This is a genomic window from Pseudomonas sp. FSL W5-0299, from assembly GCF_005930655.1.
In the GTDB taxonomy this organism is placed as follows: Bacteria; Pseudomonadota; Gammaproteobacteria; order Pseudomonadales; family Pseudomonadaceae; genus Aquipseudomonas; species Aquipseudomonas mandelii.
Window position 1 is genome coordinate 25,369 of the sequence record NZ_RXHX01000034.1, and the last position, 26,197, is coordinate 51,565.

The 26,197-nt window shown below is 61.1% G+C and carries 21 protein-coding genes; 8 read left to right on the plus strand and 13 right to left on the minus strand.

Translation table 11 applies throughout. The features are described 5' to 3' along the window. The first annotated feature begins 193 nt into the window (after nucleotides 1-193). On the plus strand, nucleotides 194-1,105 hold the full coding sequence (locus FHL16_RS27450; RefSeq protein ID WP_010459308.1) for a universal stress protein: 912 nt from the start codon (nucleotides 194-196) through the stop codon (nucleotides 1,103-1,105). Here FHL16_RS27450 and FHL16_RS27455 read toward each other — a convergent pair. Both FHL16_RS27455 and fnr read right to left on the minus strand, forming a co-directional pair. Then, nucleotides 1,095-2,078: a zinc-dependent alcohol dehydrogenase family protein gene (locus FHL16_RS27455; RefSeq protein ID WP_010459309.1), complete on the minus strand. Its 984-nt coding sequence runs from the start codon at nucleotides 2,076-2,078 to the stop codon at nucleotides 1,095-1,097. The genes FHL16_RS27450 and FHL16_RS27455 overlap by 11 nt on opposite strands. 23 nt (nucleotides 2,079-2,101) lie before the next feature. Then, nucleotides 2,102-2,845 carry a fumarate/nitrate reduction transcriptional regulator Fnr gene (gene fnr, locus FHL16_RS27460; protein WP_077749855.1) on the minus strand — a complete coding sequence of 248 codons (744 nt, stop codon included), beginning with the start codon at nucleotides 2,843-2,845 and terminating at the stop codon, nucleotides 2,102-2,104. A 251-nt stretch (nucleotides 2,846-3,096) separates the two neighbouring features. Here fnr and FHL16_RS27465 point away from each other — a divergent pair, with 251 nt between their 5' ends. Then, the gene (locus tag FHL16_RS27465; RefSeq protein ID WP_077749856.1) at nucleotides 3,097-5,469 is read left to right on the plus strand and encodes a phosphoketolase family protein; all 2,373 of its coding nucleotides are present in this window, start codon (nucleotides 3,097-3,099) and stop codon (nucleotides 5,467-5,469) included. 52 nt (nucleotides 5,470-5,521) lie between these two features. After that, on the plus strand, nucleotides 5,522-6,406 hold the full coding sequence (locus FHL16_RS27470; protein WP_077749857.1) for a universal stress protein: 885 nt from the start codon (nucleotides 5,522-5,524) through the stop codon (nucleotides 6,404-6,406). 32 nt (nucleotides 6,407-6,438) lie between these two features. Here FHL16_RS27470 and FHL16_RS27475 read toward each other — a convergent pair whose 3' ends face one another. Together FHL16_RS27475 and ftsH are read right to left on the minus strand one after the other, a co-directional pair. Further along, the gene (locus FHL16_RS27475) at nucleotides 6,439-6,864 is read right to left on the minus strand and encodes a potassium channel family protein (protein WP_010459314.1); all 426 of its coding nucleotides are present in this window, start codon (nucleotides 6,862-6,864) and stop codon (nucleotides 6,439-6,441) included. A gap of 9 nt (nucleotides 6,865-6,873) precedes the next feature. Further along, nucleotides 6,874-8,718 carry an ATP-dependent zinc metalloprotease FtsH gene (ftsH, locus tag FHL16_RS27480; protein WP_010459316.1) on the minus strand — a complete coding sequence of 615 codons (1,845 nt, stop codon included), beginning with the start codon at nucleotides 8,716-8,718 and terminating at the stop codon, nucleotides 6,874-6,876. A gap of 303 nt (nucleotides 8,719-9,021) precedes the next feature. Between ftsH and FHL16_RS27485 the strand changes: the two genes are divergently transcribed. Then, a complete protein-coding gene (locus tag FHL16_RS27485; protein ID WP_077749858.1) occupies nucleotides 9,022-9,942 on the plus strand; it encodes a universal stress protein in 921 nt (306 codons plus the stop codon). Between the two features lie 96 nt (nucleotides 9,943-10,038). After that, the gene (locus FHL16_RS27490) at nucleotides 10,039-11,427 is read left to right on the plus strand and encodes an MBL fold metallo-hydrolase RNA specificity domain-containing protein (RefSeq protein WP_169857274.1); all 1,389 of its coding nucleotides are present in this window, start codon (nucleotides 10,039-10,041) and stop codon (nucleotides 11,425-11,427) included. A gap of 53 nt (nucleotides 11,428-11,480) precedes the next feature. On the opposite strand, the gene FHL16_RS27495 is transcribed toward FHL16_RS27490, so the two are convergent. From FHL16_RS27495 to FHL16_RS27505, 3 genes are all read right to left on the minus strand, one after another. Continuing rightward, a complete protein-coding gene (locus tag FHL16_RS27495) occupies nucleotides 11,481-12,023 on the minus strand; it encodes an Hsp20/alpha crystallin family protein (RefSeq protein WP_010459321.1) in 543 nt (180 codons plus the stop codon). A gap of 84 nt (nucleotides 12,024-12,107) precedes the next feature. Beyond that, nucleotides 12,108-13,601: an arginine-ornithine antiporter gene (gene arcD / locus FHL16_RS27500; protein ID WP_077749859.1), complete on the minus strand. Its 1,494-nt coding sequence runs from the start codon at nucleotides 13,599-13,601 to the stop codon at nucleotides 12,108-12,110. Between the two features lie 207 nt (nucleotides 13,602-13,808). Beyond that, nucleotides 13,809-14,876, minus strand: coding sequence for an ArsO family NAD(P)H-dependent flavin-containing monooxygenase (locus FHL16_RS27505; RefSeq protein WP_077749860.1), 1,068 nt, complete (start codon nucleotides 14,874-14,876; stop codon nucleotides 13,809-13,811). A 210-nt stretch (nucleotides 14,877-15,086) separates the two neighbouring features. Between FHL16_RS27505 and FHL16_RS27510 the strand changes: the two genes are divergently transcribed. Beyond that, a complete protein-coding gene (locus tag FHL16_RS27510) occupies nucleotides 15,087-17,927 on the plus strand; it encodes a cation-translocating P-type ATPase (RefSeq protein WP_238706200.1) in 2,841 nt (946 codons plus the stop codon). 66 nt (nucleotides 17,928-17,993) lie between these two features. Continuing rightward, nucleotides 17,994-18,446 carry a hypothetical protein gene (locus FHL16_RS27515; protein WP_077749862.1) on the plus strand — a complete coding sequence of 151 codons (453 nt, stop codon included), beginning with the start codon at nucleotides 17,994-17,996 and terminating at the stop codon, nucleotides 18,444-18,446. A 48-nt stretch (nucleotides 18,447-18,494) separates the two neighbouring features. On the opposite strand, the gene FHL16_RS27520 is transcribed toward FHL16_RS27515, so the two are convergent. Continuing rightward, complete coding sequence (locus FHL16_RS27520; protein WP_077749863.1) at nucleotides 18,495-19,859, minus strand: erythromycin esterase family protein; 1,365 nt, start codon at nucleotides 19,857-19,859, stop codon at nucleotides 18,495-18,497. A 352-nt stretch (nucleotides 19,860-20,211) separates the two neighbouring features. Here FHL16_RS27520 and FHL16_RS27525 point away from each other — a divergent pair, with 352 nt between their 5' ends. Then, a complete protein-coding gene (locus FHL16_RS27525) occupies nucleotides 20,212-20,859 on the plus strand; it encodes a c-type cytochrome (RefSeq protein ID WP_077749864.1) in 648 nt (215 codons plus the stop codon). A 56-nt stretch (nucleotides 20,860-20,915) separates the two neighbouring features. On the opposite strand, the gene FHL16_RS27530 is transcribed toward FHL16_RS27525, so the two are convergent. From FHL16_RS27530 to FHL16_RS27550, 5 genes are all read right to left on the minus strand, one after another. Next, complete coding sequence (locus FHL16_RS27530) at nucleotides 20,916-21,563, minus strand: BON domain-containing protein (RefSeq protein ID WP_077749865.1); 648 nt, start codon at nucleotides 21,561-21,563, stop codon at nucleotides 20,916-20,918. A 207-nt stretch (nucleotides 21,564-21,770) separates the two neighbouring features. Further along, complete coding sequence (locus FHL16_RS27535) at nucleotides 21,771-22,472, minus strand: VIT1/CCC1 transporter family protein (RefSeq protein WP_077749866.1); 702 nt, start codon at nucleotides 22,470-22,472, stop codon at nucleotides 21,771-21,773. A gap of 31 nt (nucleotides 22,473-22,503) precedes the next feature. Beyond that, nucleotides 22,504-23,481 carry an FAD:protein FMN transferase gene (locus tag FHL16_RS27540; protein ID WP_238706201.1) on the minus strand — a complete coding sequence of 326 codons (978 nt, stop codon included), beginning with the start codon at nucleotides 23,479-23,481 and terminating at the stop codon, nucleotides 22,504-22,506. Beyond that, entirely contained in the window at nucleotides 23,465-25,645 is a 2,181-nt protein-coding gene (locus FHL16_RS27545; protein WP_077749867.1) for a PepSY domain-containing protein, read from the minus strand. The genes FHL16_RS27540 and FHL16_RS27545 overlap by 17 nt, the downstream gene beginning before the upstream one ends. Before the next feature lie 25 nt (nucleotides 25,646-25,670). Next, nucleotides 25,671-26,141, minus strand: a complete 471-nt coding sequence (locus FHL16_RS27550; protein ID WP_077749868.1) for a DUF2271 domain-containing protein — start codon at nucleotides 26,139-26,141, stop codon at nucleotides 25,671-25,673. Nucleotides 26,142-26,197: the final 56 nt, after the last annotated feature.

The following is a 26,197-nucleotide window of genomic DNA, read 5'->3' on the forward strand; positions in this document are numbered from 1 at the left end:
CACGATGACGAGCCGTTCGGTGACTTCCTTTCTACGCCGTTGGCGACGCCTGAATCTGATCTGGATCAGAGAGTCGCGACGGCAGGCGTTGATTGGCTCATGTTTGATGTAAATCAAGCGGGAGGAGGGGGCGAGGAGCGCAGTCTTGGACACTTGCCGGCGTTTGATGACCGGTGTCGAGCCGAGGTGTGTGATGGGCCAATACCAACGTTTGTTGCTGATCGCCGACCAAACCCTGCATCAGTCCCCCGCCATGTTGCGGGCCGTCGCGCTGGCCAGGGCGAGCGGGGCCGAACTGGCGGTGCGGGCCTTTGTCGAGCCGGCGCCGGTGGTGCATGTGTGGGAAGACAAAATCGACGACGCACGCTATCAGGGCTATTTGCGCCGCTACCGTCGCTGGGCCGCCGATGAAGTCGAACGGCTCAACGAGATGGGGCTGGACGCAACGGTCGAGGTGGTGTTCACCACCCATCCGCTGCTGGATATTCTGCGAACGGTCGAAGATTTCAAGCCGGATCTGCTGATCAAGGATGTCACCTTCGAGCCGTTGCTCAAACGGGTGTTCATCACACCGCTCGATTGTCACTTGCTGCGCGAGTGCTCGGTGCCCGTGCACTTGGTCAACCAGGCGCGTTACGGCTTGCCGCACCGGGTCGTGGCGGCGGTGGACCCGTTCGACCCGTCGACGCAAATCAATGGCTTGAATGACACGATCATCCAGACCGCGAACGCCCTGGCCCTGCAATGCGACGCTCCGCTGCACCTGCTTTACGCCTACGACTTGTCACCGGCGTTCAACGGCGATGCGCCGTTGGCCAGCGGTGGCTGGGACGTGGATTTAATCGAGGAGCTGCGCCAATCCTTGCACCAGGCCTTTGTCGCCCTGGCGGATCGCTACGGTGTACCGCCAGAGCGGCGGCATTTCGTGATGGGCCTGCCCGTGCCGGTGATCAGTGAATTCGTCGAGCACTACCTGGCGGATGTGGTGGTGATGGGCACGGAGCACAGAGTGGGGATCGACCGGTTGATCGGCAGTAACACCGAGCGGGCGCTGTACTCGGTGCCGGGCAGCATTCTGGCCGTCAGGTCGAACGTCAGGGGGTGAGCACGATGGCTCCCTTGAACTGCCCGGCCCGCAAACAGGCGAGCGCCTGGTTGGCGTCTTCCAGGGCAAAACGGGTGACGTCGCAATGCACTGGCGTGTGTTGGAGTTCTTCGAAAAACGCGGTGCCGTCTTCACGGGTCAGGTTGGCCACCGAACGCACGCTGCGTTCGCCCCACAGCAGCCGATAAGGGAACGCGGGGATGTCGCTCATGTGAATACCGGCGCAAATCACGCAGCCGCCCTTGGCAGTGACGGCCAGTGCCAGCGGCACCAGCGCACCGACGGGGGCGAAAATCAGGCTGGCATCGAGCAGGTGCGGCGGAGGCTGGTCCGATGGACCGGCCCACTCGGCGCCCAGTGACCGGGCATAGGCCTGGCCTTCGCTGTCCTCAGGTCGAGTGAAGGCCGATACCCGTTGACCCCGGCCCCGCGCCACTTGAATCGCCAGATGCGCGGCGGCCCCGAAGCCATAAAGGCCCAGGTGCCGAGCGCCCTTGGCCATTTGCAACGCGCGAAAGCCGATCAGCCCGGCACACAGCAATGGCGCGGCCTGGAGGTCCGAGAGCACCTCGGGAATGGGGAAACAGAAACGCTGGTCGGCCACGGTGTACTCGGCATAACCGCCGTCCAGGTGACAACCGGTGAACTGCGCGTGGTCGCAAAGGTTTTCCCGGCCCGAAGTACAGAACGCGCATTCACCGCAGGTCCAGCCCAGCCACGGAACGCCTACCCGCCGGCCGATCCAGTCGGGCGCGACCTCGCTGCCCACCGCCGTGACTTCGCCGACGATTTCATGGCCGGGTACCCGTGGCAGCACGGCTTGCGGCAATTCACCGTCCACCAGGTGCAGGTCGGTGCGGCACACGCCGCAGGCGAGCACTTTAAGCAGCAACTGATGTGGGCCGGGTATCGGGATGGGGCGTTCTTGCAATTGCAACGGTTGGCCGGGGACAGACAGAACCATGGCGCGCATGACAAAGCTCCAGGCGGGCGAAATCAGCGAGGTTGGCGATGACAGCCGGCAATCATTTGCTTAAGCCCTTCCATGTCCAGGATCTTGACGTCGCGGCCGGCGATTTCCACCAGCCCCTGGTCCCGCAGGTGCGCAATGCCCCGGCAAATGGTTTCCAGGCGTAGCCCAAGATAGGAGCCGATTTCTTCGCGACGCATTTTCAGCACGAACTCCTTGGATGAATAGCCACGGATGCTGAACCGTTGGGACAGGTTCAGCAGAAAAGCCGCCAGGCGCTCATCAGAGTTCATGTTGCCCATCAACATCAGCATGCTGTGATCGCGCACGATTTCGCGGCTCAGCAGCCGGTTGAGGTTGTGCTGCAACGACGGCAGGGTTTGCGCCAGTTTTTCCAGCTGCGCAAAGTGAATGGGGCAGACTTCGCTGTCCTCCAGGGCAAACGCCGTGCAAGCGTGCGCATCGGCACTGATGGCATCCAGACCGAGCATTTCGCCGGGTATGTGAAACCCGGTGACTTGTTCACGGCCATCGACGGACACCACGCAGGTCTTGAATGAGCCGATACGCACTGCGTAAAGCGAACGCAGAGGGTCGCCGGTGCGGTACAGCGCCGCGCCCTTTTTGACCTTGAAGCGTTGCACGATCAGCATGTCCAGCCGTTCGACCTCCGCTCCGGACAGTCCAATCGGCAGGCACAACTCCAACACACTGCAGCTGGAACACGCAGACTTGAGGTGATGAACTTGCAGCGGACGAATTTCAGGCATGAGAGGAACGCCGTCTGGGAGTCGTTTAAGCATAGTTGGTGAGCCATCGGGGGGAGGGTTCATTCGAATGTTTGACGGGGTAATCGACGAACGGGGAAAACCGTCCCTTACGGTTTGATTTTCATGGCATTTCAACGCCCTTCAACTTGAGCGCCGACGGTAATACTTGATGTAAATCAAGTCTTGAACGTTCCAGACTCCCAGAATTGGTCAAGGATTGCCGGCCGGTCGGATCTTTTAAGGAGAACTTCATGAGCGATTTCCTCAGTGATGAGCAACTGGAGGGGCTGGACGCCTATTGGCGGGCATCCAATTACCTGGCCGTCGGGCAGATCTACCTCAAGGACAACCCGCTGCTGCACCAGCCTTTGACCCTGGCGCACATCAAGCCGCGTTTGCTCGGTCACTGGGGCACAACGCCGGGGCTGAACCTGATCTATACGCACCTCAACCGGCTGATCAAACAGTACTACTTGAACATGCTGTTCGTCGCAGGCCCTGGTCACGGCGGCCCCGCCGTGGTGGCTCAGACCTATCTGGAAGGCACCTATACCGAGTGTTATCCCTCGGTGGAGCGCGACACCAACGGCCTGGTTCGTCTTTTCCGGCAGTTTTCCTGGCCTTACGGAATCTCCAGCCATGTGTCGGCGCAGATTCCGGGCTCGATCCATGAAGGCGGCGAACTCGGTTACAGCCTGGCCCACGCCTATGGCGCGGCGTTCGATAATCCCGATTTGATCGTCGCCTGCGTGATTGGCGACGGTGAAGCCGAAACCGGCACGCTGGCGGCGAGCTGGCACTCCAACAAGTTTCTCAACCCGGCGCGTGACGGGGCGGTATTGCCGATCCTGCACCTCAATGGTTACAAAATCGCGAACCCCACGGTGCTGGCCCGAATCAGCGAGGATGAGCTGTCGGCGCTGATGTATGGCTATGGCTACGACCCGTATTTCGTTGAAGGTGATGAGCCGGCGCAGGTGCATCAGGCCCTGGCCCGGACGCTGGACACGATGGTGCTGAAAATCCGCGAGATTCAGCGCGAAGCACGCCAGCTTCGGTCATCGGAGGCGCCAGAGCGGCCGCTTTGGCCGATGTTGGTGTTGCGCACCCCCAAAGGCTGGACCGGGCCGAAATTCGTCGATGGCCATCGTGTCGAAGGCACCTGCCGTGCGCATCAGGTGCCCTTGGCCGATTTCCAGCAACCGATCCATCTGCGGCAACTGGAGGAATGGCTCCACAGTTACCGTCCCGATGAGCTATTTGATGCCAATGGTGCGTTGTTGCCCGACATCGCGGCGCTGGCACCGACCGGGCATCGGCGCATGAGTGCCAATCCCCATGGCAACGGCGGCGCGTTGTTGCGACCGCTGGACCTGCCGCGATTTGCCGACTACGCGGTGAAACTCGAGGCTCCCGGCAGCCTGCGCGCCGAGGCCACGCGCGTCTTGGGCACGTTTTTGCGCGACGTGATGAAAAACAGCCTGGCCTCGAACAACTTTCGCCTGTTCGGCCCGGATGAAACCGCCTCGAACCGGCTGGACGCGGTCTATGAGGTCAGCGCCAAGACATGGATGGCGCCACTGGAGGCGGACGACAACCATTTGGCCGCCGATGGCCGGGTCATGGAAATCCTCAGCGAACAGGTGTGCGAGGGCTGGCTCGAAGGCTATCTGCTGACCGGGCGACATGGTCTGCTGTCCTGTTACGAGGCGTTCATCCATATCGTCGATTCGATGGTCAATCAGCACGCCAAATGGTTGAAAACCGCCAGCGAAGTGCCGTGGCGCAAACCGATTGCTTCGCTCAATTATTTGCTGACCTCCCATGTCTGGCGTCAGGACCATAACGGCTTCTCCCATCAGGACCCCGGGTTCATCGATCTGGTGGCGAACAAAAAATCGGACGTGGTGCGCATCTACCTGCCTCCCGACGCCAATTGCCTGTTGTCGGTGGCTGACCATTGCCTCAAGAGCTGCAATTACATCAACGTCATCGTCGCCGGCAAACAACCGGAATGGCAGTGGCTGGACATCGATGCCGCCATTTGCCATTGCCAGGCGGGCATTGGTCGCTGGGGGTGGGCCAGCCAGAACGATGACGACCCCGACGTGGTCATGGCCTGCGCCGGCGATGTGCCGACCCTCGAAACCCTGGCCGCCGTGACGCTGTTGCGCGAGTACGTGCCGGACTTGCGGGTGAGGGTGGTCAATGTGGTCGACTTGATGGTGTTGCAGCCGTCCTATCAGCATCCCCACGGGATGTCGGACTCGGCGTTTGATGAGCTGTTCACCGTCGACAAACCGGTGATTTTCGCCTTCCACGGTTATCCCGCGCTGATCCACCGCCTGCTCTACAAACGCACCAATCATGACAATTTCCACGTCCGGGGCTTCAAGGAGGAGGGCGCGACCACCACCCCGTTCGACATGGCGGTAATCAACAATCTGGATCGGTATCAACTGGCGCTGGACGTCGTCGAGCGGGTGCCGCGGCTGCGCGATCAGCTGCAAACCGAGCGGTCGCGCTACTGGTCGACGATGGAGCGACACAAGCTCTACCTCATCGAACACGGGCAAGACATGCCCGAGGTGCTGAACTGGCAATGGACGCCGGCAAATCCCTGAGTCTTGCCGCGCCGCGGTGCGTGTCGAATGTTCACCTGACGGGAGTCACATCATGAGCCAGTATCAACGCTTGTTACTCATCATCAACCCGGCCCTGCGCCATTCCCCGGCGATCAAACACGCGGCGGCATTGGCCAGGGCCAGCGGCGCGAGCCTGCATATCGCCGCCTTCATTCCTTCGTTCAAATTGTTGTCGCTGCTGGAGGAAGGTGATCGGGAACAGGCCCGTCAGCGCTACCTGCAAGACCATCGTGATTGGCTCCAGGTGCAGGCCGAGACGCTGCGTTGCGAGGGCATCGATGCGACCACGGAGGTGGCCTGGGCCGAGGATATGGAGCAAGACATCCTCGATCACGTCACGGAAATGCAGCCCGACCTGTTGATCAAGCAGGTGCAGCACGAGTCAGCGCTCAAGCGCGCCTTTTTCACCCCGCTGGATTGGTACTTGCTGCGCCACTGTCCGATGCCGGTGTATCTGGTGGGCGGGCGCGGCGACGGCTGGCCGCGCAAGATCGTGGCCGCGGTGGAAGTGTCCGACACCGAGTCCCCCGACAATACGCTGAACGACCGCATCATCAGGCAGGCCAACAGCCTCGCCATCCAGTGCGATGCCGAATTGCATTTGCTGTACGCCTGTGACATTTCGGCGGCCTTTCTGGCGGACATGGATGGATTGACCCTGGCGGACCTGACCAAAGCACTGCGCAAGGACCTGCAGCAAGCCTTCGTGAAACTCGCCGGCCAATACGGTGTGCCTGCGGATCGTCGTCACCTGGTGTCCGGCCATCCGGTCAAGGCGTTGAGTGAATTTGCCCACGAACACGAGGTGGATGTGATCGTGATGGGCAAGGTCCAGTCCTCCGGCGTCGACAAGCTCCTGGGCAGCACCACCGAGCACATTTTGTATCAGGTGCCGTGCAACGTGCTGGCGGTCTAGAGGCCCCGGGGGGCTGCGTGCCTTCGGGCCGGCTATTTGCGCTTCCAGTACTTCTGCATTTCAAGAAACAGGAAGGACGCCGTCCAGGTGATCAGCACCAGACCGGTCAAGGCTTGCAGGCCGGTCAGGTATTTGAGGTTGCCCACCGGTGAAATATCGCCGAAGCCGATGGTCGTGTAGGTGGTGAAGGAAAAGTACACGCAGTCCATGAACGAGCCATCGAAGTTACCCGTCAAGGTGCCCCATTCGCCGGAACGCACCATCAGGTAATAGACCAGTGCGAAGCACCAGACTTCTGTTGCGTGGGCAAACAGGGCACCGAATACCCCGACGACGATCCTGAAGCGGCTCCAGAGTCTCAGGCGGGGCAGCCAGTCGTTCAGCCGTAACAGGCATTCGTAATGGATGACCACGACGATGATCACCACCAGTGTATTGATCAGCGTGACTGCCAGCATGGCGAACCTCTAGCGATCGCGCAGTGTCACGGCGAGGGGGAGTGTCAGGACCGGCTTCATGGGCTGAAGCGGGGGGAACTCTTCAGGGGTCAAGGTTTCTTTCTCCAGCAAGAGACGGGCCCCGGCGTCCAGATCGGTGCGGCGGCTCTGCAGCAACGCCTTGGCCCGGGTATAGGCTTCGTCGAGCAGGGCACGGATGCCCAGGTCGATCTCCCTGGCGGTTTGTTCCGAATAGTCTTTCTCACTGACGCCCTGCATGCTGTCGCCAAGGTAGGTGGCCGTTTTTCGCTCCAGCACCGCCAGACCCAGTTCGGCGCTCATGCCAAACCGGGTGAGCAATTGACGAGCAATATCGGTGGCGCGGGCCAGGTCGTCGGCCGCGCCGGTGGAGATCTGGCCATACGCCAGGAATTCGGCGGCTCGACCGGCCATCAGCACGGCAATCCGGTCCTTGAGCATCTGGCAGCTGATGAGGAAGTGATCTTCAGTGGGGCGTTGCAGTGTATAGCCCAGCGAGCCAATGGCCCGGGGCACAATCGAGACTTTATGCACGGGGTCCATGGCCGGCAGACTGCTGGCGGCCAGGGCATGCCCCATCTCGTGATAGGCCACCACCTGACGCTCGTCGGCACGCAACACGCTGCTCTTGCGCTCGACCCCGGCGACAATGCGTTCCACCGCTGCGGTGAAGTCTGCAAGATTGACCGCGTCAGCGCCGCGACGCGTAGCGACGATGGCCGCTTCGTTGACCAGGTTGGCCAGGTCAGCGCCCGTGAAGCCCGTGGTGATGTCGGCAATCTGCTCGCTGTCCAGCGTGGGCTCCACGACGATTTTTTGAAGATGAACCTTGAGGATGGCCTGACGGCCTTTGCGGTCTGGGCGATCGATCAGCAGCTGGCGATCGATCCGACCCGCTCGCAGCAGGGCGGGGTCGAGAATTTCCGGGCGATTGGTTGCGGCAAGTAGAACGACGCCTTCACGCGGGTCGAATCCGTCCAATTCGGCAAGTAATTGATTGAGGGTTTGCTCTTTTTCATCATTGCCGCCAAATGCACCGACGCCACGCATTTTGCCCAAGGCATCCAGTTCGTCGATGAAAATGATACAGGGCGCCGCTTCCCGAGCCTGTTCGAACAAGTCGTGCACGCGGGCGGCGCCGACGCCGACGAACATTTCGACGAACTCAGACCCCGAGATCGAGAAGAACGGCACACCGGCTTCACCGGCGATCGCTTTAGCCACCAGCGTCTTGCCAGTGCCGGGCGGGCCGACCAGCAACGTACCCTTGGGAATGTGCGCACCCAGGCGTGAGTATTTGGCCTTGTCCTTGAGGAATGAAACGATTTCCACCAGTTCGGCCTTGGCTTCATCGATGCCGGCGACATCGGCGAAGGTCACCCCGGTATCGCGCTGGACGAACACTTTGGCGCGGGACTTGCCAATGCTCATCAGCCCGCCCATGCCTTGTTTTTCCGCCAGCCCGCGAAACAGGAAATGCCAGACCACCATAATCAGCACAAAGGGCAACAGCCAGCCCAGCAGGCCGCTCAGGAAAGTATTTTCATTGATGCCGGTAAAGCCGACACCTGAATGCGCGAGGTCGCTCGCCAGTGCTGGATCGACCCGCACCGTCGAGAACTGCAGGCGTCCGTCGATGGGCTCTTGAAGCTTGCCGCTGATCTGGTCTTTCTCGATCCGCAAATCGCTGACTTTCTGTTCGCTCAGCAGTTGCAGGAACTGACTGTACGGAATGCTCTGCACCACACGCCGTTCGATAAACAAAAACTGAACGAGGGTCAGCACGACAAACGCGATGGCGAAGTAAGACAGGTTCCATTGGTGGGTTTTTTTCATGGACGTGGCTCAGAGAAGGGGCCGCGGCGGGGATGGCGCAACCGTGAGTCTGGTCAGTGTTTTCTACGCCTGAGCGACAAAAAATCATTGAGTTAAATCAACAATGCTTCTGTGCGCCCGAAGTCGATGGGGACGCCCGCCGAAAGCCTTCCATTAGTTGACAAAGATCAGAGCCACCACGGGATAACGCCTGATACTCAAACAACAGCTTTCCAGCCGCCATCAGTCTGTAGAGCTGCACAAACGCCGACAGGAATCGGGTTTGCGGTAAGGCAATAGGTCGATCCCAGGACGAGGTAGGTGATGCTGAATATCAAACGTATCTTATTGATTGCCCCTTCCGAGATGGTCCGCACCCCGGCATTCGACCGCGCACATGCACTGGCCTGTGCCACCGGTGCCTTGCTGCACATCGTTGCCTTCGACTATGTGCAGGTGCTGGCCGTTGCCGGACTGTTTGACCACGATGCGATGGCTCAGGCGCGGGAAGGCTATTTGCAAGTGCACCGTCACTGGCTGGAGCAGCAGGCCCGGTTCCAGCGGTGCATCGGGTTGCAAGTGACCACTGAAGTGGTCTGGGCCAAATCCAGCCGGTCGAACGTGCTTGAGTACGTCAACGATTTCCATCCGGACCTGGTGATCAAGGACACCCACCATGTACCGGCACTCGACCGCGCGTTCCATCGGCCACTGGACTGGCTGTTGCTGCGCGACTGCCCGTCCCATTTGCATTTGGTCACCGAGGCCAGGAATCCCAAGCCGTTGAACATTCTTGCGGTCATCGATCTGTCCCATCTGGAGGAACTGACGCAGGGTCTCAACGACCGGATTCTCGACCTGGCCTCGACGCTGGCGGCCTCCTGTGGCTCAACCTTGCAACTGCTCAACGTCAGCAGCTGGTCGGTGGTGGGCGACGCAACGATGAGTGTGCCGACGCTGAGTCTGAATGACAGCCTCAGAGATGCGGTCAACGATGCCCAGGAGGAGGCCTTCGAGGCGCTTGCCGAACGCTATGGCATCGACAGACAACACCGACACCTGCTGACCGGCATTCCGCACAAAGTCATCGGGCTGTTCGCCAAACGGCACGCATTCGACATGGTGGTGCTGGGGACGGCCTATAGCCATGGGGTTGACCGGTTCATCGGCAGTACCGCCGAGAGCGTATTGAACCGCGCACCGTGCAGTTTGATGTTCGTCAAGCCACGCCCCTGGCTCGACTGAACGGCTACCCGTTGCGCCACAGTTGATAAAAATCAACAGCCCTTGAGCCGAAAGGAGCGATCAATAGCGCTTCCATGAATGTTCAAGGAGACGGCCATGCGAATGACATTTCTTGGTGCTGCGGGCACCGTCACGGGCAGCAAGTACTTGCTGGAGCATCGCGATCAACATGTGCTGATCGATTGCGGTTTGTTCCAGGGCTACAAGCAACTGCGCTTGCACAACTGGGACCCTTTCCAGCTGCCGGTTCGCGACCTCCAGGCCATCGTGCTGACCCATGCCCATCTGGATCACAGCGGCTACTTGCCGGTGCTGGCGCGCAATGGTTATCGCGGCCCGGTGTATGCCACGCCCGCCACCTGTGAACTGGTCAAAATCCTGCTGCGAGACAGTGGTCGCTTGCAGGAAGAAGAGGCCGAATTCGCCAATCGACACGGCTTTTCAAAACACGCCCCGGCGTTGCCGCTTTATACCGAGCAGGACGCCGAACGCGCACTGAAGCTGTTGCATCCGGTTGAGTTGCATCACCGGGTCACGATTGTTCCGGGGCTCAGTATTCTGTTGCGCGGGGCCGGGCATATCCTGGGCGCCGCGACCGTTGAAATCGTCGCCGATGGCATCACGCTGGTGTGTTCCGGGGACCTGGGGCGGCCGAACGATCCGTTGATGTTCGCCCCGGAAACCATCGAACAGACCGATTACCTGCTCATAGAGTCGACCTACGGTGACCGTCGGCACCCTGAAGAGTCGCCGGAGAAGCAACTGGCCGAGGTCATCACCCGCACCGCGTTGCGCCATGGCATCACCCTGGTGCCCTCGTTTGCGGTCGGGCGAGCGCAATTGTTGATGTATCACTTGTACCGACTCAAACAGCAGCACGCGATCCCGGACCTGCCGATCTACCTCAACAGCCCCATGGCGACGGATGTCACGCGCTTGTATCAGCGTTTTCGCAGTGAGCACCGGTTGTCGCTGGAGGACTGCGAAGGCATGTGCCAGGGCACGCATTTTGTGCGGGCGACCCGTGACTCGATCGAGTTGGATCAGCAACGCACCCCGGCAGTGATCATCGCAGCCAGCGGCATGGCGACCGGAGGACGGGTGCTGCACCACCTCAAGGCACTGGCGCCCAATCCGCTCAATACCCTGCTGATCCCGGGCTTTCAGGCCGGCGGCACCCGCGGTGCGCAGATCATCGCCGGTGCGCCTTCGGTGCGTATCCACGGCAAGGAGGTGCCAATCCGGGCCGAGGTGGTGCCGATGGAAACCCTGTCGGCGCACGCTGACGCCGACGAGATCATCGAGTGGTTGCGCGGGTTCAAGCGGCCGCCGAAACACACCTATGTGGTGCACGGCGAGCCCAATGCCTCGGATGTCTTGCGCCGGCGCATCAGCCTGGAGCTGGGCTGGTCGGTTTCGGTGCCGGAATACCGTGACAGCGTCGAGCTCACGCCCATCGATCCGTCTTCAAGTTCATCGTCCTGATAAAAAAGCCCCCTGGCCGGTTTTCCGGCCAGGGGGCGAGGGCTGCTCGGGACTTACTCGCCCTTGATCGGCACGACTTTGTCCGCTTTCATCGCGTCAGGCTTTTTCGGCAGAGAGATGCTCAGCACGCCTTTGCTGAAACTCGCGTCGATCTTCTCGGCATCGACGCCTTTGGGCAAGCTGAACACCCGTTCGAAGGAGCCGTAATGGCGCTCACTGAGGTGATAGCCTTTGCGTTTTTCCTCCTTGTCTTCTTTCTTTTCCCCTTTGATGATCAGGCTGCCGTTGGACAGTTTGATCTCAATGTTTTTCTGATCCATGCCGGGCAGTTCGGCGGTGATTTCGTAGCTTTTGTCTTTCTCGGTGATGTCCACGGCCGGCAGGCTGGGGACCGTCAACTCCTGCGACCATAAAGGCTCGACATCGAACAGCCCACGACTGAAGGGGGATAGCCCCCGGCCGTGACCAAAGTCTGAGAACAGTTGATCGACCTGCTGCCGGAGTTTTTCCAGAGGTCTCCAAAGGTCTGTCGTGACGGAGGGCTGATTCCCTTTTTCCTCAGTCTTTATCGGCATTTTTTTCACGGAATTGCTCATTTTCAATACTCCTCTTGGGATTGAAGGGTGGACTGAACATCCCTCGCCGCACTCCACCCGGAAAACACTCAGCAGTCCCTTGCGTTACAAGGCCAGCGTCCCGGACCACAGCATCCACCCGGCAAAGGCGGCCGCCGTCCAGATGATGATTAACAGCCCGGTTTCAGGGCCGCTGAGCGGTTGGCCCTGGCGAGACTTCATCGTGACCAGGTAAATCAACGAGCCGGGGGCGTAAAGCAACGCGCTGAGCAGCATGTATTTAGGCCCGGCGGCATACAGCAGCCATGTGCAATACAGCGTGGCGACCAGGGCGATGGCCATGTCGCGCAGTTGCAGGCCCCTGTGACCGGCGTAGGTCTGGCCCTGCCAGGTCAATTTCAGCGCGTACAGACCGCTGAACAGGTACGGCAGCAGAATCATCGACGTGGCCAGGGAAATCAGCGCGAGGTAAGTGGCGCTCGAATACAGCGTCAGCAACAGGAACAGTTGAATGCAGCCGTTGGTGATCCACAGCGCATGGGCCGGCACGCCTTGGGTGTTCTCCACGGCGAGTGTCCCCGGCATGACGTTTTCCTTGGCCGGTGTGAACACCGATTCGGCTGCCAGCAGCGTCCAGGCGAGCAGGGCACCGCCCACCGAAATGATCAAGCCGATGCTGATCAACACCGCGCCCCATGGCCCGGCCGCCGCCTCAAGCACGCCCGCCATCGACGGGTTTTTCAGCGCCGCCAGTTCTGGCTGTCTGAGAATGCCCAGCGACAACAGGGACACCGCGATCAGCAGCAACAGGGTGATGACAAAACCGATGACCGTGGCACGACCGACGTTGGCCCGTTCTGCGGCTCGGGCGGAAAACACGTTGGCGCCCTCGATCCCGATGAACACCCACACGGTGACCAGCATGGTGCTTTTGACTTGATCAAGCGTGCTGCCCAGTGCCGACGAGCCCCAGAAGTCGACCGAGAAGGTTTCTTTCTGAAAGGCCGCGATCACCAAACCGATAAACAGCAGCAACGGCACAATTTTGGCGATCGTCGTCAACGCGTTGGCCCGCGCCGCGGTGCGCATGCCCCTGAGGATCATCCAGTGCAACGACCACAGCACCACGGACGCTCCGGCAATGGCCGCTTTGTTATTGCCTTCACCAAACAGCGGGAAGAAGTAGCTCAGCGCCGCGAACAGAATCACCAGGTAACTGACGTTGCCGATCCAGGCGCTGATCCAGTAGCCCCAGGCGGAATTGAAGCCGAGGAATTCGCCGCCCAGGGCGCGGGCATAGGCAAACACGCCGTTGTCCAAGGCCGGCTGGCGGTTGGACAAGGTCTGGTAGACCAGGGCCAGGGACAGCATGCCGACGCCGGTAATCAGCCAGCCAATCAGAATCGCCCCGGCTCCGGCACTGGCCGCCATGTTCTGCGGCAGACTGAAAATACCGCTGCCGATCATCGAACCGACCACCAGCGCGATCAGCAAACTCAGGGAAAGTCGTTTGGGCTCGACCTTTCGCAAGCTGCCCGCCAACGGATGGGGGACCGTCGGTGGGATGATCGGTTGAGTGCCTTGCAGTTGGGTAGCCATGTCAGCCTCCACGAGACGAGACGAGAGTCCTCTGCACTCACCGCGAATGCGCTGGTGCGAATACTGGCTCTAAATGTCGGCGTGAACGGGCTGCCCGTCTTTGATTTAAGTCAGAGACAGGGGAAACAGTTTTGCCGGCGTCGGCGAGTTATTGACGAAGGACCCAGGGGGGGATGAATCGCCCCATCGCGGCGATCACCCCTGGATTCAATGTTCGGTTAAAAATCTGTCGATTTCTTCCACGGTGCTGCGTGCTGTGCGCGTGACGCCAATCAGTGTCGCGGAAGCGGCGCCGGTCCAGTCGCCATAGCCCACCAGCCACAGGCGCGGCTCTCGAATGGAATGCGTGCCTTCGACGGCCACGCGCCCATCGGCGGTGCACACGCCCAGTGATCCCAGATAGCCGAGGGCAGGGCGGAAACCTGTGCACCAGATCACCGCGTCGACCGGCGTTTGCGAGCCGTCGGCCCACTCCACGCCGGTGTCGGTAAAGCGCAGAAACGGCCGGACCGCGTGCAATACACCGCGCTCCCGGGCTTCGACGACGGGCGGCACCATCACGATATCGCCCAAGCCACCGACCGGTTGTTCAATGACGGTGCCGGCGAGTTGGGCTTTCCAGCGTTCGGTGGCGCGTTCGAACAGCACTCGGCCATCGACGTCATCGGCGAGAAACTGTGGCGGCTGCGGCGTGACCCAGGTGGCGTCGGCCACTTGCGAGACTTCAGCGAGGATCTGGGCACCGGAGTTGCCGCCGCCCACCACCAGGACTTTTTTGCCGGCAAACGGCTTGGCGTCGACGTAGTGGGCCGAATGCACTTGCTGGCCGGTAAAGGTTTCACTGCCGGGGTAGTGAGGCAGGAAGGGATGGCGCCAAGTGCCCGTCGCGCTAACCACCGTGCGGGCCAGCCAGCTAAGGCTATCGGTCTTGACGAGCAGCCGATTATCCCGGCGTTCAATAGCGTTCACCCAATAGGGCCGCGCGGTAGGGAATTGGTAGCGTTGCTCATACTCGCGCAGGTAATCGAGGACGTTGTCGCGGCTTGGGTAGCCGTCCGTGACCGGCGGCATCATCCAGCCGGCGATGGAGCTCCAGGTCGAGGGTGAAAACAGTCGCAGGGAATGCCAGCCGTGCCGCCAGGCGCCGCCCGGCCCGGCTTCGGCATCAATAATCACAAACGAACGCCCTGTTCGGCGCAGAAAGTAAGCCACGGCGAGTGCGGACTGGCCACCGCCGATAATTGCGACGTCCACTTCGGTGGGGGTAGAAGGCATGGCGAATCCTCTGGGCGCAAAGTCACGCCAAGATACCCGATGCAGACGGGCTATTTGTTGATGTTGCTCAAGCGATTAAAGCAGCGGCTGATTAAGGGCATGCTTCACAACGCACTCAACCGGTTATCGTCACCTATCATTTCGGTGCATTCGCGTTCGTTACGCTATCAATGGATCAACGGCTCACGCTCCGTTGTAAAAGGGGATCAGATGAATCGCGCAGTTGAGAGTGGTAAACACCGTATCGTTTCTCCCCACCTCGAAGACGTCGAAACGCTTGTCCGCGAGCTGGACGCTGATCTGCGCGTGGGTTTGTCGAGCGCGCAAGCCCAGGCCCGTCTGAGTCGTGACGGACCCAATGAGTTACGGACCCAACCGGTCAAGCCCGCCTGGCATTATCTTCTGCGGCAGTTTCAGGATCCGCTGGTGTACCTGTTGCTTGTCGCGGTGGGCATCACCCTGGCCACCTGGTTGCTGATGGACCGTCAGGAATGGCCGGTCGATGCGTTGGTGATCACGCTGATCGTGCTGGCTAATGCGTTGCTCGGTTTTTTCCAGGAAACCCGCTCACAGCGAGCTGTTGCGGCGTTGGCCAACCTGACCCAGACCTCTTCTTCCGTCATCCGCGACGGGGCCCTGACGCGAATCCCCAGTCAGCAACTGGTGATCGGTGACCTGCTGGTGTTATCCGAGGGCGATTCGGTGGGCGCCGATGCTCGCCTCATCCAGGCCAATGAATTGCGCGTACTGGAAGCGTCACTGACCGGAGAGAGTGAAGCGGTGTCGAAAAATACCGCGTGTTCAAGCACCGAGGTGCCTTTGGCAGAGCGCGCCAATATGATTTTCAAGGGCACAGCCATCGCCCAGGGGACGGGAGTCGGCATGGTCACGGCGGTCGGTATGGCGACTGAAGTCGGGGCCATCGCTCATCTGCTGGATGTCACGCCCGAAGAGGTCACACCTCTGCAAAAGGAAGTGCGCGCCATAGGGCGGATGCTCGGCATTGCGGTTCTGGTGATCGCTACGGTGGTCGTCGTGGCCGTGCTGATGCTCACTGACATTCAGACGGTCGACGATGTGCTGCGGGTTTTGCTGCTGGGTGTGTCCCTGGCAGTGGCGGCGGTGCCAGAGGGGCTGCCTGCCGTTCTGTCACTGGTGCTCGCCTTCGGCATGCTGCGCATGGCGCGCAGCAAAGCCATCATCAAGCGACTGTCTTCAGTGGAGACCCTGGGGTCTGCATCGGTCATCTGTACCGACAAGACCGGCACGCTGACCCGTTCCGAAATGACCATCCAGCAAACCATGACTGCGTCGGGTAAAGGAGTGGTCAGCGGTGTCGGCTACGCCCCGCAAGGGCAGATTCATCACCAGGACCTGCCCTTGAGTGAGGGGCCGGTGCACAGCGAAAACGTGCTGTTATTGCGCGGCGGCAGCCTGGCTGGCAATGCCGTGCTGGCGCAGCAGGAAGACGGTACCTGGGTGGTTCAAGGCGATCCGACCGAGGGTGCCTTTCTGGTGGCGGAGCGCAAGCTCGATGCGCCGGCACGCAGCGTGAACCGCTTCGAGCGTGTGGCTGAAATACCCTTTACCTCTGATCGAAAAATGATGTCGGCCCTGGTCATCGATCATGAGCACAACGACGAGCGGCTGCTGATCAGCAAGGGCGCGCCCGATGTGCTCCTCCAGCATTGCACACAAGTCCAGGTCGGCATGGATGTCGTGCCACTCACCGACGACCTGCGTGCAAAAGCCGTGGCTGATGTGAATGAGTTGTCGGGCGTGGGATTGCGCACGCTTTCCGTGGCGTACCGTCCCTTGGCCGCTGGCGAGGAGGTCACGAGCGGTGAACCCCTTGAGGCCGGCCTTGTTTTCATCGGTACGGTCGGCATCAGTGACCCGCCGCGTGAAGAAGTCGCGCCGGCCATTGCCGAAGCCCATCGGGCAGGCATCCGCATCATTATGATCACCGGTGACCATCCGCGAACGGCAGCGCGCATCGCCGAGGATCTGGGCATCATCCAGGCCGGTGCCGGGGCGTTGACCGGGGCCGATCTGGATAAGCTGGACGATGCGGCCCTGGCCGAGGCGGTCCGGTCGACCTCGGTCTATGCCCGTGTGGCGCCCTCGCATAAGTTGCGGATTGTCGATGCGCTGCAAGCGCAGGGGCATGTGGTGGCGATGACCGGCGATGGTGTGAATGACGCTCCGGCACTGAAGTCAGCCGACATCGGCATTGCCATGGGCATCACCGGAACGGAGGTGACCAAGCAGGCGGGAAAAATGATCCTGGCCGATGATAACTTCGCGACCATCGTATTGGCCGTGCGTGAAGGCCGCGGGATTCTGGACAATATCCGCAAGTTTCTTCGTTACTTGCTGTCTTCCAATATGGGCGAGGTGCTGACGGTCTTTCTCGCTGTTGTGGGGGCCGGCGTCATCGGCCTGGTGGATGAGAACGGCGGGATCATCCTGCCGCTGCTGGCCACGCAGATTCTGTGGATCAACCTGGTCACGGATGCGGCACCGGCCATCGCCATGGGCCTTGATCCGCATAGCGAGGATGTCATGACACGCAGCCCGCGCAAGCCTTCGGACCGAATCATCGACACACGCATGTGGGTGGGGGTGTTCGAGGTGGGGCTGGTCATGGCATTGGCGAGTTTGTTAACGGTCGACTGGATGCTGCCGGGAGGGTTGATACCGGGGGATGCGTCGCTGGAGGAAGCACGCACGGGCGCTTTTACCGTCCTTGTATTGGCGCAGCTGTTTAACGCGTTGAACGCGCGCTCTGAATCAACCAGTGCGTTTATCGGCCTGTTCGCCAATCGATGGCTCTGGGGCGCCATCGTCCTGGCCATGGTCTTGCAGATTGCAGTGGTGCACTGGGCGCCACTCAACAAGGCGTTCGGCACGAGTGCATTGACGCTCAGCCAGTGGGGCCTTTGTCTGGCAATGGCGAGCCTGGTCTTCTGGTTCAGCGAGTTGCGCAAGCTGTGCAGGCATTGGCACCGTGCAAGACGAGAAGACAGGACACAACTGCACTCAAGTTGATCAAGATCAAACGGCATTTGCTGATCGGCGTCATTGTTTTGATAAACATGGGCGAGAGATACGGTCATGACAGACAACAAACTCGTCAGCAGCGGGGTTCACGTGACCCAAGGCAGAGGGACGGCACTCGGGCACTTGCGCTGGCCGGGTCCCCGTTCCTGGAAACGTGAGGCAACCTTCCTGGTGGCGATCCTGATGGGGCTGACGGCGGGATACTTTACGGTGTCTCATTTCGCCTCCCAGGCGGCGCAAGACTTGGCAGACAGGTGCACAGCGCGTTTTGAGATCGAGCTTGAGAATGCCGACATCGATTCCCTCACAAGAGCCCTGCCTCGGTCATTGTGTGAATGTCTGGCGAATTCGCTCCTCGACAAAAACGGCATTGCGCGGATGGCGATGGTCAACTGGCGCCTGCTTGATCCTTTGGCCCTTGAGCCGGTGACGGAAAAGGACGAGGACAGCTGCATCAACGCGCTGTGGGTGCCCAGTGTTGAATTGGCCAAGCGCCTGAGCCTTTGAAGAAGGGGCACCTCGCACGGGAGCCGCTTTCATCGACCATGTTGCGCCTCACAAACCAAACGGAAAGGTCTCGTCCTCCGGTTCGATCGCCTGGCCTTTCGGCAGCGCCAGTGCGGTCACGGGGCGGGTCTGTTCGATCCAGATCATCGCGTCAAACTGGTCGGCCAGCGCCGCCTCGAAGTAATGGCTGCGACGCTCGGTTTCAGGACGATAAATCACGCCGATGGCCCGCTCCAGCAATGGCTTGCTCAGGACGCGACGCAGTTCTTTGCGGCGCGGGTCTCGCCAGTCGGTCAACGACGCTGGAATGCCGGCTTTGAAAAACTGATGCTCCCAGCTGTCCGGGTGCGAGGGCCTGATGTCCTTGATGAGCAGGTCGCCGTCCCAGTCATCGGCCGCCGCCACCTGGCCCCGGTCGGTGCTCATGCCAATCAGCACGACCTCGCGACCAAAGGCACTGCGGCATAGATGACCGATATTGAACTGGCCCTTCCAGCCCATTTCGGTGGCGGCCGCATTGCCGATATGGGAGTTGTGCGCCCACACCACGGCTTTGGCGTGGGGCCCCCGGTGCTCAAGCAGCCGCTGCAGGGTGTCGAACATATGCCGGTCGCGCAGATTCCACGAGGCCGTCGAGCCTCGATAAATCGCGCGGTAGTATTGCTCCGCTGCCTGCACCACCCGGGCGTTTTGCGCCGCATTGAAGAACCCTTCATCATCCCGGACGAGCCCGGCCAGTTGTTTGGCCAGCATGGCGTTGAGTTGCTCGACCACCGGCTGTTCGCAGGGCATCAGGCCGCCGCGTTCGACGAAGTGACCGTACAGCGCCGGATCATCCTGCCACGGCGTCAGGCAGCCATAACGCCGCCGTGCTTCGTGGGCCAACTGCGGGTCGATCTGGTCCAGGTAGCGCAGCACTTCATGAATGGAGTTGCGCAAGCTGTAAATGTCGAGGCCCCGGAATTCGACACGACGTTCAGGGGTGAGTGAGCGATTGAATTGATGCAGCCAGTGGACGAATGACCTCACCTCGGCATTGCGCCACATCCAGGTCGGAAAACGGCTGAAAATGTGACGCTTCCACGCCGAACGGGCCAGACCCCGGACGTAATGGTCGACATGGCCGGCGTCCGGCCAGTCGGCTTCCACCGCCACAATGTTGAACCCGTGGTGTTCAATCAGCCTTTGGGTGATCGCTGCCCGGGTTTCATAGAAGTCGCGGGTGCCATGGCTGGCCTCACCGATCATGACGACACGGGCATCGGCGTAGCGATCGAACATTTCACCAAAGGTCGATGAGTCCCGCGTCGGCAGGGGTTCTGCGTATTGACGCAGGAGCGGTGCGATGGTGGCCACGTCGATGTGCCGAGGAGAGCCATCCCTGTCCGGCGAGTCGTGGGAGGGGGTGTTCATGACGGTTATCCCCTTGAGTCAGGTCACTGCCACAGGCCTGGCGCGCGTCTTCCATCAGATGCGTTATCGTCTGGTGGGTATTCCAACACCTCGATTCAGACAAATGATTGAGTTTGATCAACAAAGGGGGCAATGCCTTGAGCGATGGTGTTTGAGACAGCGTTCCCGGCACACGGGATATAAGGCGAAGCGATGGCCTTTAGTTCGAATCAGGCTGAACGGTTCGTTGTCATTGACCTGTAACGGGCGGCCTCTGGCTAAGCTCAATTCAGAGGGTCACTCCGACAGCCTCAAGGTGTGACGGGCGTGTATTGATCGTCGAATCGAGGGTGAGACCATGGAAGCCTGTGACATGAAGCGTACTCCCCGCCAATCACATTGTTTACTTGCCATGTGCATCGTGACGTTGATGGGCTGCACGAGTAGCAACGAGCAGACCTCGCAAGACGCGTCAGCCATGTCCGGTGTCGCCATGGTGGATCAGATCTGCTCCTTGTGTCATGGCTTGACGGGGGAGTCCGCCTCACCGCTGTTTCCCAAGCTGGCCGGGCAGCAAAAAGAGTACCTGAAGCTGCAACTGGGCGACTTCAAGCGGCATCTGCGCAGCGATACATCCGGGGCTCAATACATGCGCGGGTTTGACCATTTGACCGAGACCCAGATCACCGAACTGGCCGATTATTTTTCACGTCAAAGTCCAATGAAGGCGGATGCCGACAGCGCCGATGCCCGGGGTGAATCCATCTTTGGCAACGGCATTCCCGAGTCCGGCGTCGCTCGGTGCGGTTCGTGTCACGGTGCTGGCGGGGAGGGCAATGGCCGGATTCCCCGGGTGGCAGGTCAACATGCGGAGTATGCGATTCGCCAGATCAAGGTGCTGCAGCAGACGGAGCAGCGTCCCCGTGACGACTCGATGAAGGCGTCGAATCATTCACTGTCTGAGGCGGACACCGAATCTGTCGCTCGTTACATGGCGACACTCGGCGCCCAGCCACAATGACCTTTGAGTCTCAATACAGCGGCCCGGGGAGATCGCACACTCCCCGGTGCCGTGACTCAGGCGAGCAGTATGTGATCGATCACCTCTTTTACACCGGGTACTGACCAGGCCGCCCGTTCTGCAACCTGACGCTGGCGCCATAAATGGACCCGGCCTTCGAGTATCACCACATCGCCCTGGACCTTGACGTGTATCCCCTCGGCTTCTACTTCGGCATTGCGCTTGAGTGCCGCTTCGATGCTGCGCTGGATATTACCGGCGTCGACCCGGGGACGAAGGGCGAGCTGATTGTCGATGCCCAGCACGCCGGACAATTTGCGCACGGCCCGTTCTGCGGTTTCTTTTTGGTATTGCCAGTCCACTTGGCCTTCCAGGGTGACCCACCCATGTTGCACGACGACTTTGATGTCGCCTTCGGGCACGTCGGAACTCCAATTAATGATTTTCAACGCGCGACTGGCAATGGTGTCATCTGCCGTGCCGGCGCCTTTCTCGGGGCGGATCTGAATTTCTTCGGCGACCGCGCGTACGCCTTTGAGGCTTTTGACCGCGCGTTCTGCGTCGATTTTCTGGGCATAGGTGGAAACGTGACCGGTGAGGGTCACCACACCATCGTCCACGGCCACGCCAATGTTCGCAGCATTGATTTCAGGCTGGAATTCCAGTTCATCCAGAATGGCATTACGCAGACTCAAGTCGTTCATGATGAAGTCCTCTGTGAAGGGCGTGAGACAGGACGGACCGTGAATGCCCGGTCAGTCTTTTCTACGCCTGAACGAGGAAGCGTCATTGAGCTATATCAACAATGGGGCAACAGGCCCGTGGTGTCAGAATGCCAATCTGACGAGCGATGGTGTCGGGGCGTCCTTTTCATCAAGGGACGCCCTTTGTTTTTGCGGGAGGGACGTGTGCTAGACCACAGCGCCAAACAAGTGCCCCACCAGTGCCGTAACCGCCATGGCCAGCGCCCCCCAGAAGGTCACCCGCCATGCCCCGGTGATGACCTTGGCGCCGCCGGCCCTGGCGGCAATGGCGCCCAGCGTCCCGAGAAACACCAATGACATGCCCGATATCCAGGGCACCACGCTGAGCTCCGGCGCGACAAACGTCACCGCCAGGGGCAGGGCGGCACCCACCACAAAGCTGGCGGCGGAGGCGAGGGCGGCCTGCAAGGGTTTGGCGGTAAGGGTGGCGCTGATACCCAGTTCGTCCCGGGCGTGCGAACCCAACGCATCATGGGCCATCAATTGATCGGCCACCTGATGCGCCAGTTCGGGTGATACGCCACGGTGCATGTAGATGTTGGCGAGCTCGATGTGTTCGGCTTTCGGGTCACTGGCCAGCTCGGCCCGTTCGCGGGACAAATCGGCACGCTCGGTATCCGCCTGGGAGTGTACGGAGATGTACTCGCCTGCCGCCATGGACATGGCGCCGGCCATCAGTCCCGCCATGCCCGTGACCAGCAACGTGGCGTGGCTGGCGTTGGCGGCGGCGACGCCGATCAGCAGGCTGGCGGTGGAGACAATCCCGTCGTTGGCCCCCAGGACGGCGGCGCGCAGCCAGCCGATACGATCACTGCGGTGGGATTCGGTGTGTCTGTGCATGAATTTCATGGTTGAGCGCGACTCACTGTCATTGGGCGGTTCACATCGGGCGGGTTTCAATCTGCGCCTGCAACTGGCCGCCGACAATGGATATTTCCTTGAATTGTTGCCCGTCGCGCAGCACGAACAGCGCGTCCATCCCGCGTTCCTGTGCCAGACGTGGCCCTTCGGTTTCACCCAGCACCATCAGCGCCGTGGCCCAGGCATCGGCGAGCATGCACGAAGCAGCCACCACGGTGACGGCGGCGAGCGGGTTGCACAGCGGCGCGCCGGTGGCCGGGTTCATGGTATGAGCATAGGCTTGACCGGCCACGTCGACCCACTGTCGGTAGTCCCCGGAGGTCGCGATCGCGGCGTCGCCAAGTTCCATCACACCCATGACTTCACGCACGCCCCGGTCAGGCTTTTCCACCGCCACGGTCCAGCACTGGCCGTCGGGTTTGACGCCCCGGGCGCGCATCTCGCCATCGATGCCGACCAGGTAGCGGGTGATGCCAAAACCATCCAGGCAACGGGCCAACTCATCGACGCCAAACCCCTTGGCGATGCCATTCAAATCAAGGTGCAGCGGCGCGCGTTTGCGCACCTGATTGCGTAACGGGTCGACCACCAACGCGGCGCTGGCTGACAGCCGGGTGCGCGGCGGCATCGTCGCGAGTGTCTGTTCTGTAACGGTCGGGTCTGCGGGGCCGAACCCCCAGGCATTCACCAGATCACCGACGGCAATGTCGAAGGCGCCGCCGGATTGCTGACTGACACGCAGTGCCGCTGACAGCACCGTTGCCAGTTCCTGAGGCACCGAAATCCATTGCTGCTCGGGGGCGGCATTGAGGCGGTTGAGGTCCGAGTCGGGTTTCCAGGTGGACATTTGCTGGTCCACCCGGGCCACCGCGCACGCCAAGTGACGACCCACTTCGTCGGTATCGATTCCGGCCCCGGCATAGAACAGGGCGGTGTAGCGGCTGCCCATGGTTTCGCCGTTCAGGCTGTAGCGCTGCAACTCAGTAGACGTCTTCACGGTAGCGTCCTTGTGCCTTGAGGGTCAGCACCGTCAGGTTGAGAGGTGCCAACACCTCATCGAGGGCGTGCATCACGCCTTTGGCCATTTCGCGACTGCCACACACCAGCACCTGGGCGCCTTTTTCAATCAGTCGACGCAGGGCCTGGGCATCGCCGATCAGCCGGTCTTGCACGTAGCAGCGGTCCTGAACCTGAGAAAAGGCGGCGCGCAATGCCGTCAGGCGCCGGTCGGCCAGGTACTGCTTGAGTTGCGGCTCGTAGAGGAAGTCCGAGGCCGGGTTGCGCCCGCCCCAATACAAGTGCATCGGGTGGTGGGCCGTGTTGTTGCGGATAAAACCGGCCAATGGACCGATGCCGGTACCGGCACCGATCAGGATCACCGGGTGCGTGCCCGACGCCGGGCGAAATTGCGGGTTGGGCTGGATAAACGCTTCGATCGATGCTCCGATGTCCAGGCCATGAAGGAATTCCGAGCACACGCCACCGTTGTGTTTGCGCACGCAGATTTCCAGCACGCCGTCCTGCGAACCGCTGGCCAGCGAGTAGAAACGGGGGATCGGACTGCCCGGAGGCACAATCCCGACCAGGTCACCGGCCAGGAAGTCCGGCAGCGCACCGGGTGCCTTGAAGCGCAAGACGTGGGTCGGTGCGTTCACCTGTTCGCCATAGACGATGCGCTCTGTCAGCAGCAATGGACGGGTCTGTGGCCGCTGCGGGGCATGGACCAGTGTCAGGTCATGTTTGAGCACGTCGCCCAGCGCGTGGCCCCAACGTGCAAATTCCTGAGAGGATTGGCGGTTGACGGTTTCCAGCCCCAGTAACGGCGAGCCACCGGCTTGTAACATCGCGTCCTGCACCTGATGGGCGAACTGACAGAACTGCGCAAACTGGCGGTCACCAAAGCCCAGCACGGCAAAGGGCAGGCCGGGCTTGAGGCCGGTTTTGGCCAGCCGCGCCATGAACTGCGAAGCCGAGGCTGGCGCGTCGCCGTCACCGTGGGTCGCGGTGAGGATGATCACGCGTTGGGCGCTGCGGTAGTCGTTGGCGTATTGATTCATCGCCGCGCTATGCACTCGGTGTCCGGCCAGGTGCAAGGCGTCATGCAAGGTCTTGGCAAAGCCCCAGGTGCTGTTGTTTTCACTGCCCACCAGAATCACGCTGTCGGCAGAGTGGGCAGGGCTGTTGTGGCGGATGTTCGGGCTCGCCTTGCGCCGGCGCCACCACAACAGGAGGCCGGTGACGCTCATCAACGGCACACAGAGGGCACAGAGCCCAAGCGGCAGGCCCAGCCACCACAGGCCTTCACCGGTGTGCAGCTGATAGATCAATTCGTAGAGGTTATGCATCGAGTCGTGGGCCTGGTAGGACAACAAGGCGCCGCTGGCCTGATCCACGTAGCCGTCGCCCTGGGCCGTGCGTAGGGAAAACACGTCCTTCGGGTTGCCGGGACTGGGGTAGACCAGCTCGCGCAGGTCATTCAGGTCGGTGGCCTGCAAGGCTTGAAGGCTCGCCACCGGCAAGGCCGGCCCGGCACTGACGTGGGCGGGGAAGGCGGGTTCATTCTGACTGCCGTCGGCGATAAAGCCGAAGGTGGTGGCGGACATATACAGCCCGCTCAAGGCCGACAGCAGCAGCCCGAGCAAGGCCATTCGTCCGACTTCAGCATGCCAGCGTTGGTTGAACGTGCCGCGCAGTGGCCGCAGCAGGTTGCGCCAGCCACCCAGGCGTCGGGCCAGCAACAGCGCGCCGGACACTGACAGCATCAGCATGAACAACGCGCCGACACCCGACACCCCATGGCCCGGTGTGCCAAGGAACATCGAGCGGTGCAGCTCTTTCACCCAACGCGTGAACGCGGAGGGCGCATAAGGCGCGAGGCCTTCGCCAGTCAGTGGGTCGACGGTTTCAGCCCCGGCCTGACCGTTCTGGTTGTAGTAGACGATGACCGTCCCGGACGCTGTGCGCTGGATCTGCTCCACGCCCGGGAAGTGATTGGCCACACGCCCGGCCAATTGGCCGACGTTGAGTTGCCCGGCCGCGGTGGGGGTGCTGTGCAAACGTTCCAGGGCCGGGTCGACCGACAGGATCGCGCCGCTGATGGCCAACAGCATGACCAACAGGGCGGCGATCAGGCCGGACAGGGAATGGGACTGGCGAAGCATGTTCAGCCTCCAGAAAGGGCAGGTGCTACAAATCGTAAGTAAAGGACTCGACATAGGTGCTGCCGGTCGCCGGCTGGCCTGCGCCCTTGGACGTCAGGGGCACGCTGACATCGGCGCGGGCGTCACGTTTGTCCTCGACGGCACTGTCGATGCGGATCTGATACCCGGCATCGATCAGGGTGTCTGCCAGTTCGACGCTGACTTTGAGCGTGCGCCCACTGCCGACACTGGCGCCGCTGACGCCGTCAAACTCGCTCGGGTTCATCCCGCTGCCACGGGCCCAGTCGCCCAGGTGTTTGTAGTACTTGGCCTTCTTGCCGGCCACCCACAGGGTTTTCTGGTATTGGCCGTTGGCGTCGGTCACGTAGATCGCCAGGTAGGCATCATTGCCGCTGTAGTCCTTGAGCTGGGTGGTCAGGGTTACTTCCCGGGCCTGGGCCAACCCCGGCAGGGCAATGGCGCCGGCGAGACAGGTGACTGCGATGATCTTTTTCATGAGGGTGTCCTTGTGATCGTTAGGTCGAGAGCCTGGACCTGCTTGCTGACAGCAAC